The sequence below is a fragment of the Prauserella sp. PE36 genome, from assembly GCF_003311655.1.
Taxonomy (GTDB): domain Bacteria; phylum Actinomycetota; class Actinomycetes; order Mycobacteriales; family Pseudonocardiaceae; genus Prauserella_A; species Prauserella_A endophytica.
This window is the reverse complement of sequence record NZ_QEQT01000027.1, coordinates 1-17,745: the sequence shown is the minus strand read 5'-3', so window position 1 is coordinate 17,745 and position 17,745 is coordinate 1. Positions and strand designations below refer to the sequence as shown.

The 17,745-nt window shown below is 71.1% G+C and carries 15 protein-coding genes; 5 read left to right on the top strand and 10 right to left on the bottom strand.

Annotation, left to right across the window (positions count from 1 at the left end):
• Nucleotides 1-5: 5 nt before the first annotated feature.
• The 7 genes from DI005_RS00845 to mftA are packed head-to-tail and all read right to left on the bottom strand — an operon-like array spanning nt 6 to nt 7,725.
• Nucleotides 6-1,355: an FAD-dependent oxidoreductase gene (locus DI005_RS00845; RefSeq protein WP_113640981.1), complete on the bottom strand. Its 1,350-nt coding sequence runs from the start codon at nt 1,353-1,355 to the stop codon at nt 6-8.
• Nucleotides 1,348-2,295, bottom strand: a complete 948-nt coding sequence (locus DI005_RS00840; protein ID WP_113640980.1) for a mycofactocin-associated electron transfer flavoprotein alpha subunit — start codon at nt 2,293-2,295, stop codon at nt 1,348-1,350. Before DI005_RS00840 ends, DI005_RS00845 begins: the two co-directional genes overlap by 8 nt.
• Nucleotides 2,292-4,256: a mycofactocin system FadH/OYE family oxidoreductase 2 gene (locus DI005_RS00835; RefSeq protein ID WP_112271680.1), complete on the bottom strand. Its 1,965-nt coding sequence runs from the start codon at nt 4,254-4,256 to the stop codon at nt 2,292-2,294. Before DI005_RS00835 ends, DI005_RS00840 begins: the two co-directional genes overlap by 4 nt.
• A complete protein-coding gene (locus DI005_RS00830; RefSeq protein ID WP_113640979.1) occupies nt 4,253-6,166 on the bottom strand; it encodes a mycofactocin system FadH/OYE family oxidoreductase 1 in 1,914 nt (637 codons plus the stop codon). The genes DI005_RS00835 and DI005_RS00830 overlap by 4 nt, the downstream gene beginning before the upstream one ends.
• The gene (gene mftC, locus DI005_RS00825) at nt 6,163-7,365 is read right to left on the bottom strand and encodes a mycofactocin radical SAM maturase (RefSeq protein ID WP_112271684.1); all 1,203 of its coding nucleotides are present in this window, start codon (nt 7,363-7,365) and stop codon (nt 6,163-6,165) included. The genes DI005_RS00830 and mftC overlap by 4 nt, the downstream gene beginning before the upstream one ends.
• Nucleotides 7,362-7,646, bottom strand: coding sequence for a mycofactocin biosynthesis chaperone MftB (gene mftB, locus DI005_RS00820; RefSeq protein ID WP_112271686.1), 285 nt, complete (start codon nt 7,644-7,646; stop codon nt 7,362-7,364). Before mftB ends, mftC begins: the two co-directional genes overlap by 4 nt.
• Nucleotides 7,636-7,725 carry a mycofactocin precursor MftA gene (gene mftA / locus DI005_RS00815; RefSeq protein WP_110342009.1) on the bottom strand — a complete coding sequence of 30 codons (90 nt, stop codon included), beginning with the start codon at nt 7,723-7,725 and terminating at the stop codon, nt 7,636-7,638. The genes mftB and mftA overlap by 11 nt, the downstream gene beginning before the upstream one ends.
• A gap of 68 nt (nt 7,726-7,793) precedes the next feature.
• Here mftA and mftR point away from each other — a divergent pair, with 68 nt between their 5' ends.
• Genes mftR through DI005_RS00800 form a run of 3 tightly spaced genes read left to right on the top strand, consistent with a single transcriptional unit; the run spans nt 7,794 to nt 11,763 of the window.
• The gene (gene mftR, locus DI005_RS00810; RefSeq protein WP_113640978.1) at nt 7,794-8,411 is read left to right on the top strand and encodes a mycofactocin system transcriptional regulator; all 618 of its coding nucleotides are present in this window, start codon (nt 7,794-7,796) and stop codon (nt 8,409-8,411) included.
• Between the two features lie 39 nt (nt 8,412-8,450).
• Entirely contained in the window at nt 8,451-9,740 is a 1,290-nt protein-coding gene (locus DI005_RS00805) for an acetyl-CoA carboxylase biotin carboxylase subunit family protein (RefSeq protein WP_112271690.1), read from the top strand.
• A gap of 1 nt (nt 9,741) precedes the next feature.
• Nucleotides 9,742-11,763 (top strand): CocE/NonD family hydrolase, encoded by a 2,022-nt coding sequence (locus DI005_RS00800; protein WP_113640977.1) that lies wholly within the window; start codon nt 9,742-9,744, stop codon nt 11,761-11,763.
• Nucleotides 11,764-11,850: 87 nt separating this feature from the next.
• Here the strand turns inward: DI005_RS00800 and DI005_RS00795 are convergent, their stop codons facing one another.
• The 3 genes from DI005_RS00795 to DI005_RS00785 form a co-directional block, all read right to left on the bottom strand.
• Nucleotides 11,851-12,138 (bottom strand): hypothetical protein, encoded by a 288-nt coding sequence (locus tag DI005_RS00795; RefSeq protein ID WP_112271694.1) that lies wholly within the window; start codon nt 12,136-12,138, stop codon nt 11,851-11,853.
• 166 nt (nt 12,139-12,304) lie between these two features.
• Nucleotides 12,305-12,769: a GreA/GreB family elongation factor gene (locus DI005_RS00790; RefSeq protein ID WP_112271696.1), complete on the bottom strand. Its 465-nt coding sequence runs from the start codon at nt 12,767-12,769 to the stop codon at nt 12,305-12,307.
• A gap of 71 nt (nt 12,770-12,840) precedes the next feature.
• Entirely contained in the window at nt 12,841-15,216 is a 2,376-nt protein-coding gene (locus DI005_RS00785; protein WP_199542423.1) for a Tex family protein, read from the bottom strand.
• 33 nt (nt 15,217-15,249) lie between these two features.
• On the opposite strand from DI005_RS00785, the gene ilvD reads away from it, so the two are divergent.
• Both ilvD and DI005_RS00775 read left to right on the top strand, forming a co-directional pair.
• Nucleotides 15,250-16,923 (top strand): dihydroxy-acid dehydratase, encoded by a 1,674-nt coding sequence (gene ilvD / locus DI005_RS00780; RefSeq protein ID WP_112271697.1) that lies wholly within the window; start codon nt 15,250-15,252, stop codon nt 16,921-16,923.
• Nucleotides 16,920-17,606 carry an SDR family NAD(P)-dependent oxidoreductase gene (locus tag DI005_RS00775; protein WP_113640976.1) on the top strand — a complete coding sequence of 229 codons (687 nt, stop codon included), beginning with the start codon at nt 16,920-16,922 and terminating at the stop codon, nt 17,604-17,606. Before ilvD ends, DI005_RS00775 begins: the two co-directional genes overlap by 4 nt.
• Nucleotides 17,607-17,745: the final 139 nt, after the last annotated feature.

Below are 17,745 nucleotides of genomic sequence, written 5' to 3'. Positions count from 1 at the left end.
ACTCCTCACCCGAACGACCGCAGGCCGGTGAGCGCGTCCCTGGCCAGCTCGCGCATCTTCACGCCGTTGCGCTTCGCCGACGCGCGCAGCAGCTTTCGCACTCCTGGCTTCGGCTTGGGGTTCTCGACGGTGAACATCCCCTCGACCAGGTCGCACACCAGGCCGGGGTAGCGCTGCTGAACGCGCTCGGAGAGCACCAGCTCCGGCGCCTTGCGCAGCTTCTTGTGGTCGGCGAGCACGAACGACGACTCCAGCAGACCCCGGTACTCGCGCAGCGCGCCGAGGTCGCCCGAGGACAGTGCCTTCGAAGCCGCCCTGCCCGCGTACATCCCGGAGCCCATCGCGAAGTTGACGCCCTCCAGCCAGATCCCGGCCGCGAGGCACATCGCCGCCGCGTCGCCCGCCACGAGCAGCCCGTCGCCGGCGAGCTGCGGCATCGTGTCGTAGCCGCCCTCGGGGATGAGGTGTGCCGAGTACTCCACCAGCTCCGCGCCGCGCACGAGCGGCTGGATCGAAGGGTGCCGCTTCAGCTCGGCGAGCACCTCCTCGGGGCGCTTCCCGGACTTCGCGAGCCCCTGCAGCCCCAGCACGAGCCCGACGCTGAGCGTGTCGGAGTTGGTGTAGAGGAACCCACCGCCGGGGATGCCCTGCGTGCAGCCGAGCATCTCGATGTCGACGCCCTCGTGGCCGCTGACGCCGAACCGTTCGTCGATGGTCCGCGCGGGCAGCGCCAGCGTCTCCTTCACGCCGAGCGTGGTGTGCGCGGCCTGGTCGCCGGGGAAGAGCCCGGCCTGCTTGGCGAGGAACGAGTTCACGCCGTCGCACGCGATCACGACCTTCGCGGTGAGGTCGCCGTCCGGGCGGTCGGTGCGCACGCCGACGATCCGGCCCCGTTCCGTGCGCAGCAACCGGGTGGCCACGGTGGACGGGACGAGCACGGCGCCCGCCTTCTGCGCGTGCCCGGCGAGCCAGTCGTCGAACTCGGCGCGGTAGGTCGTGGCGCCGTTGTAGGGCTCGCGACCCCAGCTCTGGCTGCGGAAGTCCACGGTCATCGAGCGCTCGCCGTCCAGCAGCATGGTCTGCCGCCGCGTGACCCAGCGCTGCACCGGCATCTCGTCGTACCAGCCGGGGATCAGCTCGTCGAGGATCCGGCCGTAGACCACGCCGCCGTAGACGTTCTTCGAGCCGGGAAACGGCCCGCGCTCCAGCAGCGCCACCGAATGCCCCGCACGGGCCAGCTCCAGCGCCGCCGCCGAGCCCGCGGGGCCCGCGCCGACCACGATCGCGTCGAACTGCGGCCGCTCCGGCTCCGCCACGGTCACCGCGGAGCTCGCGGGTCCTGCCCTGTCACGCATCCTTGCTCCCGGGGGTGTCCAGGCGGCGAGCCAGCTCCCGCAGCAGCTCCTGCGCGTCGGTGACCAGCCCGAGGTCGGCCATCGCCGTCATGGGCGAGCTGCCGTCGGTGTTCACGGACACGACGTGGCGCGGGTTGCCGAGACCGCCGGTGTGCTGGGTGGCGCCGGAGACCCCGAACGCCACGTACAGATCCGGATCGACGACCACGCCCGTGGTGCCGATCTGCCGTTCGTAGGGCGCCCAGCCCGCGTCGGTGACCACGCGCGTGGCGCCGACGGACGCGCCAAGCGCCGAGGCGACCTCGCCGAGCAGCGCGAGCGACTCCGGCCCGGTCAGCGCGCCCCTCGCCAGGCCGGCGCCCGCGCCGAGGATGCGCGGGGCCTCCGCGAGGTCCGCGGTCGCCGGGTCGGGATCGAGCACCTCGAGCACGCGCGCGTCGGGAGATTCCGGGACGTCAAGGTCGACGTGCGTGACCTCTGGCGTCCCCTCGGCGGGGGCGCTGCCGCGCACACCCGGCACGAGCGTCGCGACGAACGGCCGCGACGTCTCCACGGTCACCGAGAGCCTGCCGTCCCAGCGGGCGAGGTCGGCGCACTGCTCACCGATCCGCACCGCACCGGCCAGCAGCGGCCGGTCCAGCTCGGCGGCGAGGCGGGGCGCGAGGTCCCTGCCGTCGGCGGAGGCTGGCAGCACGACGCGGCGGACGTCGCGCAACAGCGGCGCGAGCGCGTCCGCCCACGCCCCCGCGGCGAAGTCACCGGCCTCGGCACACCACGCGCGCCGCAGCGGAGGCAGCTGGTCCGCCGCCTGCGCGCAGCCGGAGCCGACGAGCAGCGCGTTCCCGTCCGCCTCCGCCACGGCCTCGTCGCCGCCGAGCGGGGGCACGCCACGGCGGATCACCAGCAGGGCAAGGGAATCGGTGTTCACAGGAACGTTCACAGCGCCACCGCCACCCGGTGTCCCTCGACCACCGCGGCGTGTGCGCGGCGGGGGGCCACGCAGTCACCCGCGCGGTACACCTCGAACTCGGCCGAGCCAGAGAGCTCGTGCCACAGCTCGTCCTCCGGCGCCTGGTGCGTCGCGCACACCACCCAGTCGCAGCGCACGTCGGTGGTTGATCCGGTGGTGTGCGTCAGCACCTGCAGCCGCACACCACCGGCGTCCTCTTCGGCGCCCAGCACCACCTCGTCGGTGGTCTGGGTGATCCCCTTCGCGGCGGCCCGCACGTTGAAGGTCTCCATGTCCAGCGTCACGCCGAGGTCCTGGCCGACGACCATGCCCGACGTCGAGATCCGCACCGTGCAGCCGCGGTCGGCGAGCAGCTCGGCCACCGAGGTCGCCTGGTGGAAGCCGAGGTCGTCGATCACCACGACGTCGCCCTCGGGCGCGACCCGGCCCTCCAGCACGTCCCGCACGTCGACGATGCGCTCGATCCCGCCGGCCCACCACGGCGCCTGCGGCTTCGCGCCGGTCGCCAGCACCACGACCTCCGGGTTCAGCGCGCGGATGTCGTCGGCGGTCGCCGTGACGCCCGTGCGCACGTCCACGCCGTAGCGGTGGCACTCCGAGAGCGAGTTGCGCACCACGTCGAGGAACTCGGCGCGGCTCGGCACGCTCGCGGCCACGCTCGCCTGCCCGCCCGTGGTCTGGTTCCGCTCCAGCAACGTCACCTCGTGCCCGCGTTCGGCGGCCGTCGCCGCGGCCTGCAGTCCGGCGGGCCCACCGCCCACCACCACGACCCGGCGGCCCCGGCGCGTCGGCATCGGCAGCGCGACGCTCTCCTTGCCAGTGCGCGGGTTCTCGATGCAGCCCAGCCAGCGGTTGAGGCCCATGCGGCCGACGCACTCCTGGTTGCACGACAGGCACGTGCGGATCTCCGTGGCATGTCCCGCGCGGGCCTTGGCGACGAAGTCGGCGTCGGCGATCTGCCCGCGCACCACGCCGATCAGGTCGGCGTGCCCCTCCGCGAGCGCGCGGTCGGCCTGCAACGGGTCCTTGAACCGGCCGACACCCACCACCGGCAGGTCCACCGCCTTGCGCAGCGCGCTCGGGATGAACATCGCATAACCGGGCGGGATGCTCATCGACGCCTCGATCATGTACAGGGTCGACGTGGCGACCCCGATCGAGGTGTTGATGTAGTCCACGTGCCCGCTGGCCTCGACCCACTTGGCGACCTCGACGGCCTCGTCGATCGTGGTGCCGCCCTCGATCAGCTCGTCACCGCAGAGCCGAACGCCCAGCGCCATTCCCGGCCCGATCGCCTCGCGCACCGCGGCCACGAGCCGGAGCAGGATCCGCGCGCGGTTCTCCAGCGAGCCGCCGTAGTCGTCGGTCCGGACGTTGGTGGCGGGGGAGAGGAAGCCGCGCACGATCGAGGAGTGCGAGCACTGCAACTCGACGCCGTCGAACCCACCCGCCCGGCAGTGCTCTGCGACCTTCGCGTACCCGGCCACGATCTCGTCGATCTCGGCGACCGTGACGGCCTTCGGCACCTCGCGGAACAGCGGGTCGGGCACGGGCGAGGGCGCCCACACCGGCAGCCGCGAGTACATGCTCGACGCCTGCCCGCCGTTGTGGTTGAGCTGCGCGAAGATCGGCACGCCGTGCGCGTGCACCGCCTCGGTGATGCGCCGGTAGCCGGGGATCACCTCGGGGTGGAAGCCGTGGATGAGCTTCTCGTACGGCCAGTCCGTCGGGTGGGTCGAGTGCTCCTCGGTGATGATGAGCCCCGCGCCGCCCTTCGCGCGGGCCGCGTAGTAGGCGGCGTGCTGCTCGCTGGGCAGCCCTTCCTTCGCGTAGTTGGTCAGGTGCGCGGAGAACACCACGCGGTTGGCCAGTGTCACCGGGCCCAGCCGCAGCGGTGAGAACAGGTAACGGTAACGGCTCGTTGCGCTCATCGGTGCACCGCCAGTGGTTTCGCGGCGAAGGCCAGCGCGGCCCTGCGGCCCTCCAGTACGGCCTCGTGCACCGATCGCGGGGCCACGCGGTCGCCCGCCTCCACCATCCCGGCCGGAACCGGGGTGGGATCGGGCAGCCGGTGTCCACAGTGGATCAGCGTGGCGCACTCGAGCTCGGTGGCTGTGCCGGTGTAGGCATCGGTGACCACCACGTGACCCGCGTGCACCTCGCGCAGCAGGCTCCGCTTGGCCAGCCGCACCCCGGCCCGCTGCAGGCGCGCGTTGGCGTCGGCGAGGTCGCCGGTGAGGGCGAGCTGCGTGCCCACCACCTGGTCCTGCGTGATGATCGTGGTCGGCCTGCCCGCGGCAGCGGCCAGCTCGGCGATGCCCACGCCCACGGCGTCGCCCACCGGGTCGTAGATCGCGACCGGCCCCTCCGGCAGGCGGCCGGGCGCCTTGAGCAGGTCGACGACGTCGAGCACGAACCCGCCGTCGTGCACGGTGTAGCTGCGCGGTCCGGCGACCGATCCGGTGGCGACCACGACGTCGCCGGACAGTTCCGCGAGGTCGGCCTCGGTGTTCAGTGCGACCTCCACGCCGAGCCGGTGCACCTCACCGGCTAGCCAGCGCGCGAGGTTGCCCAGCCGGCCGCGGCCGGGCACGCGGGCTGCCAGTGCGAGCATCCCGCCCAGCTCGGCGTCCCGTTCGACCAGCCGCACCCGGTGCCCGCGCAGGGCGAGCACGCGCGCGGCCTCCAGCCCGGCCGGTCCGCCGCCGACCACGAGCACGGACCGCGCGGGATCGGTTCCGGTCAGCGGAGCGTCGCCGGTCTCGTGCCCGCTGCGCGGGTCGCCGATGCAGCTGACGATCGGGTTGCGGTTGTCGCGGACCCGGCACTTCTGGTTGGTCAGCGTGCACGGCCGCACGGGCTCGGTCGTGCCGAGCTTGCGCACCAGGTCCGCGTCCGCGATCTGCGCGCGCGTCATCTCCACGAGGTCGGCGACGCCGTCGGCGAGCGCCTGCTCGGCCTGCCCGGGTTCGACCACCGAACCCTGGAGGATCACGGGCGCCGCACCGGCCACCGCCTCGCGGATGCCGCGGCACAACTCGACGTTGAAGCCCGGCTCGGTGTGCGAGTCGGGGCGCGTGGCCGAGGTGCCCATCGCGGAACCGCGCACCACTACGAGGTAGTCGACCGTTCGAGCGAGGTCCCTGGCGAGCGACTGCCCCTGGTCGGGCGTGATGCCCGCCCACGGCGCGAGCTCGTCGCAGGAGAGCCGCAGGCCGAGCACGCGGCCGTCGCCGATGCGGGCGCGCACCGCCGCGAGCACCTCGCGCAGCAGCAGGGCCTTGTCGGTGCCGTAGGCGTCGCCGCGCTGGTTGGTCAGCCCCGAGAGGAACTGCCGCAGCAGCGAGTGCTGGCCAGCGTCCACTTCCACGCCGTCGAGGTCGGCTTCCACGGCCAGCTCGGCGGCGCGGGTGAACCCGGCGACCACCGCGCGGATCTCGGCCGCCTCCATCTCCATCGGCATCTCACGGCTCGCCACGTCCGGCACCCGCGAGGGCGCCCACAGCGCCTGCTGCGAGAACGCCGACGAGCCCTGCGAGCCCGCGTGGCCGAGGCCCGCGAGCACGAGCGTCCCGTGTGGACGGCAGGCCCGCACGACCGAGGCCCAGCCGGCGCCGCAGCCGGCGGCGAGCGGGGCCCGTTCGTAGGGCCAGTCGGAGTCGTGGACGCTGGCCGTCTCGGTGACGATCAGCCCCGCACCGCCCGCGGCACGGCGCTCGTAGTAGGCCACGTGGGCCTCCGAGATCGCCCTGCCGCGGGCGAGGTTCGTCTCGTGTGGTCCGAAGAGCACGCGCGACGGTGCGCGGCGACCGGCCAGCGTGACCGGTTCGGTGAGTTTCACGGCCGGAAACCTGCCAGCGGGCTCGTGTCACACGCGCGGTCCGGCAGGCGGTCGGGCTCTGGTGGGCCCCACCCGATGCTGACGCCGACGCGGCCGCGCTTGGTCCGGTTGGGCTTGGAGTGGTCCTTGTCCGGCTTCGGCTTCTCCGAGCCGCCGCCGACGAGGGCGAGCGCGCGCTCCCCGTTGCCCTTGACGCATTCGGGATCGGGACCGTCGAGCGGAAGGCCCGTGAAGAACTTGGCGGCCATGCAGCCGCCCTGGCACGAGTCGTAGGCGGAGCAGGACGTGCACGCGCCGCCGGTCTGCGGGGCGCGCAGCCGCTCGAACAGCTCGGACGTGCGCCACACCGACGTGAACCCGCCCTCGTCGCGCACGTTGCCCGCGAGGAACTCGTCGTGGATCGCGAACGGGCACGCGTACACGTCGCCGATCGGGTCGATCAGGCACACCACGCGCCCCGCGCCGCACAGGTTCAGACCCGGCAGCGGGGTGGAGCCGAGCGCGTTGAGGTGGAAGAACGAGTCGCCGGTGAGCACGTTCTCACCGTGGTCGATCAGCCACTCGTAGAGCTCGAGCTGCTGGTCGGCCGTGGGGTGCAGCTCGTCCCACGTGTCGGCGCCCCGGCCCGAAGGCCGCAGGCGGGTGATGCGCAGCTGCGCCCCGTAGTCGTCGGCGATGCGCTTGAACTCGTCGAGCTGGCCGACGTTGTGGCGCGTCATCACCACGCTGATCTTGAAGTCCTTGAAGCCCGCGTCGCGCAGGTTCTCCATGGCCCGCATGGTGGTGTCGAACGACCCCGGCCCGCGCACGTAGTCGTTGACCTCGGCGGTGGCGCCGTCGAGGGAGAGCTGCACGTCGACGTAGTCGGTGCCGGCGAGCCAGCGGGCTCGCTCCGGGGTGATGCGCACGCCGTTGGTGGAGAACTTCACGCCCACGTCGTGCGCGACGGCGTAGTCGACCAGCTCCCAGAAGTCGGGCCGGATCGTGGGCTCGCCGCCGCCGATGTTGACGTAGAACACCTGCAGGCGCTGCAGTTCGTCGATGACGGCCTTGCATTCCTCAGTGGACAGTTCACGAGGGTCGCGGCGGCCCGACGAGGAAAGGCAGTGCACGCAGGAGAGGTTGCAGGCGTAGGTCAGCTCCCACGTGAGACAGATGGGGGCGTCCAGCCCGTGCTGGAAGTGCTCGACGAGTTTCATGAGGTCCCTCTTGCTTCGATCGTGCCCGCGGACAGCAGCCCGGCGAGCGCGTCGAGATAGCGCTTGTGCTCGGCCTCGGGTACCTCGGCTGAGTCGAGCGCGGAACGAGCGTCGGGCTGGTTCTCGAGTTCCCGGACGACGTTCACCAGCAGCTGCGTCTTGAGGAACGAGAGCTTGCGGGTGGTGAAGTCGTAGACGAGAGCGCCGAACGGTTCCGGCCGTAACGCGACTGAGGAGCTCAGCCGGTACGGCCGGTCCGGGGCGAACCGATCAGTAGACACCGCACATGCCGTCGATCGAGACTTCTTCGACGAGCAGGTCTTCCTCGACGGTGACCTCGGTGGCGGCCGATTCGTTCATGGCAAGCTACTCCTCACTGAGCAGGTTGTTGTGATCGACGGCACGAGTATAATGGCACCGGGTGCCAAATGGAAGGGATCGAGGCGAAGGCGGTGTCGGAACCATCCGTTCGGCCAGGTAGACGCCGGTCGACGAGTCAGCACGAGCTGGAGGCCGTGGCCTTCGAGCTGTTCGAGCGCGAGGGGTTCGACGCCACCACCGTCGACGCGATCGCGAAGAGCGCGGGCATCGGCAGGCGCACGTTCTTCCGCTACTTCGAGTCGAAGAACGACGTGGTGTGGGGGTCCTTCACCGAGCAGCTCGACCACATGCGCGAGCGGTTCGCGCAACGCCCGGCCGACGAGCCGCTCATGGAGTCCGTGCGCGCCGTTGTGGTGGAGTTCAACCGCGTCGACCCCGCCGAGGTGCCCAAGCACCGCAGGCGCATGGAGCTGATCCTGCGCGTCCCGGCCCTGCAGGCCCATTCGACGCTGCGCTATGGCGACTGGCGCGCCGTGGTGGCCGAGTACGCCGCGAAACGCCTCGGCGAGAAGCCGGCCGCGCTGCGCCCGCAGGCGATCGCCTACGCCGCGCTGGGCGTCTCGCTCGCGGCGTACGAGCACTGGCTCGCCGAGACCGATCTGCAGCTGTGTGACGTTCTCGACGAGGCGCTGTCCGAGCTGGCCAGAGGCTTCGTGCTGGGCTGAACACGTTTAGCGATCGCCCAGACGGGGACCCTCTCCGGCGTGAAGAACATCTTCGTACTCGCCCTCGACGAGGAGAACAGGCGCACCCTGCGCGACATCCGGAACGCAGACTCCTACGCGTTCCACTCCCTGCTCACGGTCGACGAGACGCAGGTAGGGGAGATCGACTTCGAACAGCTGCTGGACAAGGCACAGTCGCAGCTGGACGCGTTCGACGGGTCGATCGACGCCATCGTGGGCTACTGGGATTTCCCGGTGTCCACGTTGCGCGCGATCCTGTGCCACCGCTACGGCCTCCCCGGGCCGTCGCTCGCGTCGATCGTCAAATGCGAGCACAAGTACTGGAGCAGGCTCGAACAGCAGAAGGCCATCGACGAGTACCCGCGCTTCGGCATCGTCGACCTCGACGACGAGCAACCGAGTCCGCCGGACGGCGTGCGCTATCCGATGTGGCTCAAGCCCGTGAAGTCGTACTCCTCCGAGCTGGCGTTCCTCGTCCGCGACGAGTCCGAGTTCGACAAGGCCGTCGCCGAGATCCGCGAGGGCATCAGCCGCGTCGGCAAGCCCTTCGAACAGGTGCTGGACATGCTGGAGCTGCCGCGTGAGATCGCCGAGGTGGGCGGGCAGGCTTGTCTCGCTGAGGAGGCGCTCTCCGGCGTGCAGTGCGCCACCGAGGGTTACGTGTACAACGGCGAGGTCGTGGTCTACGGCGTGCTCGACTCCGTCAACTACGAAGGCCGTTCGTCCTTCCTGCGGCACCAGTACCCATCGCAGCTGCCGAAGGCCGCCGTCGACCGGATGATCGACGTCTCGAAGCGCATCATCGGTCAGATCGGGATGGACAACTCGACGTTCTCCATCGAGTTCTTCTGCGAGCCGGAGAGCGGCGACGTGTGCCTGCTGGAGATCAACCCGAGGCACTCGCAGTCGCACGCCGAGATGTTCGAATGCGTCGACGGCATGCCCAACCACCACGCGATGGTGATGCTCGGCCTCGGCCGGGACCCCGCGCTGCCCGACGACAAGGGTGAGTACGGCATCGCCGCGAAGTGGTACTACCGGCGGTTCTCGGACGCGCTCGTGCGGAAGGTCCCCACCGCGGAGGAGATCGAGCGCGTGCACCGCGAGATCCCCGGCGTGATCATCGACATCGTGCCCGTGGCCGGCCAGCGGCTCTCCGACCTGCCCGGCCAGGACAGCTACAGCTTCGAGCTCGCGCACGTCTTCGTCGGGGCCCGCGACGAAACCGAGCTGAAGGACAAGTACGAGCGTACGGTGGAGGCGCTGGACTTCGAGTTCGCCGAGGAAGGGCCCGAGAAGGAGGGATAGCTTGCTCCGCGCGGTCGGATCGCTGCCGTGTCAGACCACAGAGGACGAACACGTCTGGATCCCCGTCTCGGACGGCACCAGGCTCGCCGCCAAGATCTGGCGGCCCGTCTCGTCGGACGACCAGCCGGTGCCGGGGATCCTGGAGTACATCCCCTACCGCAAAAGGGACCTCACCGCCGTCCGCGACTCGATCCACCATCCTTACCTGGCCGGGCACGGCTACGCGTGCGTGCGCGTGGACATTCGGGGCACCGGCGAGTCGGAGGGCGTGCTGACCGACGAGTACCTCGAGCTGGAGCAGCGCGACGCCGAGGACGTGCTGGAGTGGATCGCGAACCAGCCGTGGTGCGACGGCCGCACCGGCATGATGGGCATCTCCTGGGGCGGCTTCGCCGCGCTCCAGGTCGCCGCCCGCAAACCGGAGACGCTGAGGGCGATCGCGATCGCGTCGTTCACCGACGACCGCTATTCCGACGACTTCCACTACATGGGCGGCTGCCTGCTCTCGGACAACCTCGCCGAGGCGGGCACCATGTTCGCGCACGGCACGCTGCCGCCGGATCCGGCGCTCGTCGGCGACCGCTGGCGCGACATGTGGCGCGAGCGCATCGAGGCGAGTGGGCCGTGGGTGGACACGTGGCTGCTGCACCAGCGCCGGGACGACTACTGGCGGCACGCGTCGGTGTGCGAGAACTACTCCGGCGTGCGCTGCCCCGTGCTCGCCTCCAGCGGCTGGGCCGACGGCTACTCCAACGCCGTCGCCCGCTTGCTCGCGAACCTGGACGTGCCGCGCAAGGGGCTCGTCGGACCGTGGTCGCACAAGTACCCGCACCTCGGCGAGCCGGGCCCGGCGATCGGCTACCTGCAGGAGCTCGTGCGCTGGTGGGATCACTGGCTCAAGGACGTCGACAACGACGTCATGGACGGGCCCATGCTGCTCACGTGGATGCAGGACAGCGTGCCGCCGTCCACGTCCTACGAGGACCGGCCCGGCCGCTGGGTGGGGGAGCCGAGCTGGCCGTCGCCGAACGTGCGGGACGTCGAGCTGCCGCTGTCCCGGCACCGCATCGGCAGGCCAGACGAGGAGGTGGCCGACGAGCCGCTGACCGTGCAGTCACCGTTGTCGGTCGGGCAGTTCGCCGGTAAGTGGGCCTCCTACAACGCACCGCCGGACATGCCGTACGACCAGCGTGAGGAGGACGGCGGGTCGCTCGTGTTCGAAACCGACCCGCTGCCGGAGACCTGCGAGATCCACGGCGCGCCGAGGGTCTGCCTCGAGATCTCGGCCGACCAGCCCGTGGCGATGGTGGCCGCGCGCCTTTCCGACGTCCTGCCCGACGGCAGGGCCACGCGGGTGACCTACGGCGTGCTCAACCTGACCCACCGCGACGGGCACGACATCCCGAAGCCGCTGGAACCCGGGAAGCGCTACCAGGTGAGCTTCGACCTCAACGTGGTCGCGCAGGCGTTCCCGGCGGGGCACAAGATCCGGCTGTCGCTGTCGTCGTCGTACTGGCCGCTCGTGTGGCCGTCGCCGGAGCAGACCTGCCTGACCGTTCACACCGGTGGGAGTGGTGTGCGGCTGCCGCTGCGCACGGGCGGTGAGGAGCAGGTGCACCGTCCGTTCGCCGAGCCGGAGGGCGCGGAACCGATCACGGTGACCCAGGTGGAACCCGGCGAGCACCGCTGGACCGTCACCCGCGACCTCGTCGACTACGAGTCGGCGCTGGAGATCGTCAAGGACAACGGCACCGTCCACTACGAGGACATCGACCTCGACGTCAGCAGGCGGGCCTACGAGCGGTACAGCTCGGTGGCGGACGACTTCTCGTCCCCGCGCGCGGAGACGGAGTGGACGATGAGGTTCGCCAGGGGCGACTGGTCGGCGACCACCGTGACGCGAACGGTGCTCACGTGCACCAGCACGGAGTTCCGCCTGCACGCGACGCTGGACGGCTACGAGGGCGAGAAGCGCCTCTTCTCCCGCAACTGGCAGCGCGCCATCCCGAGGGACTGCGTGTAGGCCCTTTCCAACCGCAGTGAAGGCCACCTTCACTGCGTTGAACGCAGGTAAGGTGGCCTTCACTGCAGTCTGGCGGGGGTGCCGGGGCTATTGGCCGACCTTGCCGCACTCGCCGTTTAGCTTGTGTTCGGAGAACGCGTTGGCGCTGGCCGACTGGACGGCGCGCAGGGAGCTCTGGTCCGAGTGCGCTCCGACGCCGGGTGTCTGGCCGATCGGGTCGGCGACGTCGCCGAGCGGGTGGTGTGCGAATGCGGCCTCGTTGGCGCAGTCGAACGATTCGACAATGGGATGAATCGTCGCCGATGCGATACCGGACATCAGTCCGAATGACAACGCGAGCGCCGCGAAAAACGCGAATATTCTTTTGCGCTTCATCGGGGGCCTCCCGGGTCTTCTCGGTGGAGAGGCCTGCCACTATCCACCTGGGCACCGGCGCTTTCAAGTGCGCGATATTCACCCGGCAATTCTTATCTTCTCACGAATTGCCGGGTGCGGCGGTTATTCATGAATTGGGTCGGCCTGCTGAAACTCTCGTTCCGGCTCAGGCGGGCAGCTTCAGCTTCAGGATCTCCGCGGAGACCTCGCCCGCCGGGGTGCGGTAGGTGATCGTGTCGCCCTTCTTGTGCCCCGTTATGGCCCTGCCGAGCGGGCTGTCGGCGGTGAGCGTGGACGCGTCGTCCTCGTCGGCCTCCTCGGTGAAGCCGACCACCACCATGTCCTCCACGCTGCCGTCGCTGAACTTCAGCGAGACCTTCGTGCCCGAGGGCAGCGCGGACTCGGAGTCGGCGGTGGGGCCGCCGTGGAGCAGGTCGTACACCTCGGCGATCCGGCGGTCCAGCCGCGACACGACCTCGGCCCGCTCGAGCAGGTCGGCCTGGTCGGCACTGTCGCCCAGCGGGTCCTCGCCGAGCCGTGGCGCCAGGGACTCGCGCTGTTCGCGTAGGGATTCGAGCTCCTTCTCGAGCCGCGCGCGGGTGGCCGGGCTCAAGCCTCCGGTGGACGTCATTGACCCATTGTCGGGCTTGACCGCCCGGCCCGCCACGTCATTCACCGAGGTCACCCCCGGCGGCGACCTCGTCAGCGACCGTAACCGGCCTTGCGCAGGGCGTCCGCCATCGCGCCGCCGGCGGGCGCCTGGCGCTGCCTGCCCTGGCCTTGCCGCTGCTGCTGCGGCTTGCCACCGCGGCCGCGCTGACCTCCACGCCCGCCGCCCTGGCCGGACTGGCGCTGTTCCCCGCCACCGGGCTTGGCCTCGTCGTCGAGCCGCAGCGTCAGCGAGATCCGCTTGCGCGCAACGTCCACCTCGAGCACCTTCACCCGCACGACGTCACCCGGCTTGACCACCTCGCGCGGGTCCTTGACGAAGTTGCGCGACATCGCCGACACGTGCACGAGGCCGTCCTGGTGCACACCGATGTCGACGAACGCGCCGAACGCCGCGACGTTGGTGACCACGCCCTCCAGCCGCATCCCCGGCGTCAGGTCGGTCATCTTCTCCACGCCCTCGGCGAAGGTCGCCGTCTTGAACTCGGGCCGGGGGTCGCGGCCGGGCTTCTCCAGCTCGGCGAGGATGTCGGTGACCGTCGGCAGGCCGAACGTGTCGTCGACGAACTTCTCCGGCTGGAGCGCCCGCAGCGTGCGCGCGTCGCCGATCAGCTCCCGGATGCCGACGTTCGTCTCGTCCAGGATCCGGCGCACCACCGGGTACGCCTCGGGGTGCACGCTGGAGGCGTCGAGCGGGTCGTCGCCGTCCGGGATCCGCAGGAAGCCGGCGCACTGCTCGAACGCCTTCGGGCCGAGCCGGGCGACCTCCTTGAGCGCGGTCCTGCTGCGGAACGGCCCGTTGTCGTCCCGGTGCGCCACGATGTTCTCGGCGAGCGTCGTCCCGATGCCCGACACCCGGCTGAGCAGGGGCACCGAGGCGGTGTTGAGGTCCACGCCCACGGCGTTCACGCAGTCCTCCACCACCGCGTCGAGCGAACGCGAGAGCTTCGACTCGGCGAGGTCGTGCTGGTACTGCCCGACGCCGATCGACTTCGGGTCGATCTTCACCAGCTCGGCCAGCGGATCCTGGAGCCTGCGCGCGATCGACACCGCGCCGCGCAGCGAGACGTCCAGCCCCGGCAGCTCCTGTGCCGCGTACGCCGACGCCGAGTACACCGAGGCGCCCGCCTCGGAGACCACGATCTTGGTGAGCTTCAGCTCGGGCCGCAGCTTCACCAGCTCGCCCGCGAGCTTGTCGGTCTCGCGCGAGGCCGTGCCGTTGCCGATGGCGATGAGCTGCACGTTGTGCTCGCGCGCGAGGTGCTCCAGCTTCGCCAGCGACTGGTCCCACTGCGACTGCGGCTTGTGCGGGTAGATCGTGTCGGTGGCCACCACCTTGCCGGTGCCGTCGACGATCGCCACCTTTACGCCCGTGCGGTAGCCGGGGTCGAGACCCATCGTCGTGCGCGTGCCGGCGGGCGCGGCGAGCAGCAGGTCACGCAGGTTCGCGGCGAACACGCGCACGGCCTCGTCCTCGGCGGCCTGCCGCAGGCGCATCCGCAGGTCGATGCCGAGGTGCAGCAGGATCTTCGTGCGCCACGCCCACCGCACGGTGTCGTTGAGCCACTTGTCGCCCGCGCGGCCCTGGTCGGAGATGCCGAACTTCTCGGCGATCCGGATCTCGTAGTCGCTCGGGCCCCGCTTCGGCTCGGCATCGGGAGCCGGGGGCTCCTCCGGCTCGGTGGCCACGTCGAGGATCTCCTCCTTCTCGCCGCGGAACAGGGCGAGGATGCGGTGGGAGGGGAGCTTCGTGAACGGCTCGGCGAAGTCGAAGTAGTCGGAGAACTTCGCGCCTTCTGTCTCCTTGCCCTGGCGGACCTTCGAGGTCACCCAGCCACGCGTCCACATGCGCTCGCGCAGCTCGCCGATCAGGTCGGCGTCCTCGGCGAAGCGTTCCACCAGGATGGCCTTGGCGCCGTCCAGCGCGGCGGCGGCGTCGGCGACGCCCTTCTCCGGATCGACGAACACGGCGGCCGCGGCCTGCGGCTCGGTGGTCGGGTCGGAGAGCAGGCCGTCGGCCAGCGGCTCCAGCCCGGCCTCCTTGGCGATCTGCGCCTTGGTGCGCCGCTTCGGCTTGTACGGCAGATAGATGTCCTCGAGGCGGGCCTTCTCCTCGGCAGCCATGATGCGGGCCTCGAGCTCGGCGTCGAGCTTGCCCTGCGAGCGGATCGACTCCAGGATCGTCGTTCGCCGCTCCTCCAGCTCACGCAGGTAGCGCAGCCGGTCCTCGAGCGTGCGCAGCTGCGTGTCGTCGAGCGCCCCGGTCACCTCCTTGCGGTACCGGGCGATGAACGGCACGGTCGAGCCCTCGTCGAGCAGGGTGACGGCGGCCCGGACCTGTCCCTCGCGGACACCGAGCTCGTCGGCGATCTTCTGATGAATCGACACCTTCTCAGCCACGTTGGGCATTGTGCCCTGTCTGTATTGAGGCATCATCGGCCCATGGCCGACTACGACATCAAGCCGCGCAGCAGGGCCGTCACCGACGGGATCGAACGCGCCGCCGCACGCGGGATGCTGCGGGCCGTCGGGATGGGCGACGAGGACTTCGCCAAGCCCCAGATCGGCATCGCGTCCTCCTGGAACGAGATCACCCCGTGCAACCTCTCGCTGCAGCGGCTCGCCGAGGCGAGCAAGAAGGGTGTGCACGCCGGCGGCGGGTTCGCCATGGAGTTCGGCACGATCTCGGTCTCGGACGGCATCTCCATGGGACACGAGGGCATGCACTTCTCGCTCGTGTCCCGTGAGGTCATCGCCGACTCGGTGGAGACCGTGATGGAGGCGGAGCGGCTCGACGGCGCCGTGCTGCTCGCCGGGTGCGACAAGAGCCTTCCGGGCATGCTGATGGCCGCGGCCAGGCTCGACGTGGCGGCGGTGTTCCTCTACGCGGGTTCGACCCTGCCCGGCACGGTCGACGGCCGCGAGGTGACGATCATCGACGCGTTCGAGGCGGTCGGCGCGTGCGCGCGCGGGCTCATGACCCGCGAGGAGGTCGACAAGATCGAGCGCGCCATCTGCCCCGGCGAGGGCGCGTGCGGCGGCATGTACACGGCCAACACCATGGCCTGCGTGTCGGAGGCGCTCGGCATGTCGCTGCCCGGCTCGGCCAGCCCGCCCTCGGTCGACCGCCGCCGCGACGGGTTCGCGCGCGCCAGCGGCGAGGCGGTGGTGGAGCTGCTGCGCAAGGGCATCACCGCGCGCGACATCCTCACCCGCGAGGCGTTCGAGAACGCGATCGCCGTGGTCATGGCGCTCGGCGGGTCCACCAACGCCGTGCTGCACCTGCTCGCGATCGCCAACGAGGCGCAGGTGGAGCTCACCCTCGACGACTTCTCCCGCATCGGCGATCGCGTGCCCCACCTCGCCGACGTCAAGCCGTTCGGCAGGCACGTGATGACGGCCGTCGACCGCGTGGGCGGCGTGCCCGTGGTGCTGAAGGCCCTGCTCGACGCGGGTCTCGTGCACGGCGACTGCCTCACCGTCACGGGCCGGACGCTCGCGGAGAACCTCGCCGAGCTCGGCCCGCCCGAGCTCGACGGCGAGGTGCTGCGCAAGCTCAGCGACCCGATCCACCCCACGGGCGGCCTGACGATCCTGCACGGCAGCCTCGCGCCCGAGGGCGCCGTCGTGAAGAGCGCGGGCTTCGACGCCAGCCGGTTCGAGGGCACGGCGCGCGTCTTCGACGGAGAACAGGCCGCGATGGACGCGCTCGGCGAGCTGAAGGCGGGCGATGTCGTGGTGATCCGCAACGAGGGCCCGCGCGGCGGGCCCGGCATGCGCGAGATGCTCGCCGTCACCGGCGCGATCAAGGGCGCGGGACTCGGCAAGGACGTCCTGCTGCTCACCGACGGCCGGTTCTCCGGCGGCACCACAGGCCTGTGCATCGGACATGTCGCGCCGGAGGCCGCGCACGGCGGGCCGATCGCGTTCGTCGAGGACGGCGACCCGATCGTACTCGACCTGGCCGCGCGCACGCTCGACGTCGGGATCGACGAGGCCGAGCTGGCGCGGCGCCGTGAGGGCTGGGAACAGCCTCCGCCGCCGCGGCGCACCGGGGTGCTCGCCAAGTACGCCAAGCTCGTCGGTTCGGCGGCACAGGGCGCGGTGTGCTCGTGACCCGCACCGCGCTCGTCACCGGCGGCACCGGGGGCCTGGGCGTCGCCGTGACGAGAGCGCTCCTCGGTGACGGCTGGCGCGTGGTGGTGCCGTGGATCGCCGAGGCGGAGCTGGAGCGGCTGGAGCCTACCGATGGGCTCGAACTGGTGCGCGCCGATCTCTTCGAGGCCGCAGACGCGCGGCGCTGCGCCGAGCAGGCGGCCGGCGTGACGCGGGCGCCGTTGCGGGCGGTGGTGAACCTCGTCGGCGGGTTCGCGGTGGGGGAGCGGGTGGCCGAGACGCCCGTGGAGGAGTTCGAGCAGCAGTTGCGGCTCAACCTGCGCCCAACGTACCTCGTGTCGCAGGCGGCGGTGCCTCACCTGATCGAGGCGGGCGGCGGGGCGATCGTGTGCATGTCCAGCAGGGCCGCGCTGCACCCGTTCCCCGGTGCGGCCGGGTACGTGACCTCCAAGGCCGCCGTGCTGGGCCTGGTTGGCGCGCTGGACGCGGAGTACTCGCGACGCGGCATCCGCGTCAACGCGGTCTTGCCGAGCATGATCGACACCCCGGCGAACCGGGCGAGCCAGCCCGGGGCCGACCGGTCTCGCTGGGTCTCACCGGAACGCATCGCGAAGGTGATCGCCTTCCTGTGCGGGGACGACGCGGGCGTGGTGAGCGGAGCCCACGTCCCGGTCTACGGCTGACGCCGCCCGCGAGTCCCCCCGCTCGGGCCCGCGAGTCCCCCCGCTCGGGCCCGCGAGTCCCCCCGCTCGGGCCCGCGAGTCCCCCCGCTCGGGCCCGCGAGTTGCCCGCTCGGGCCCGCGAGTTGCCCGCTCGGGCCCG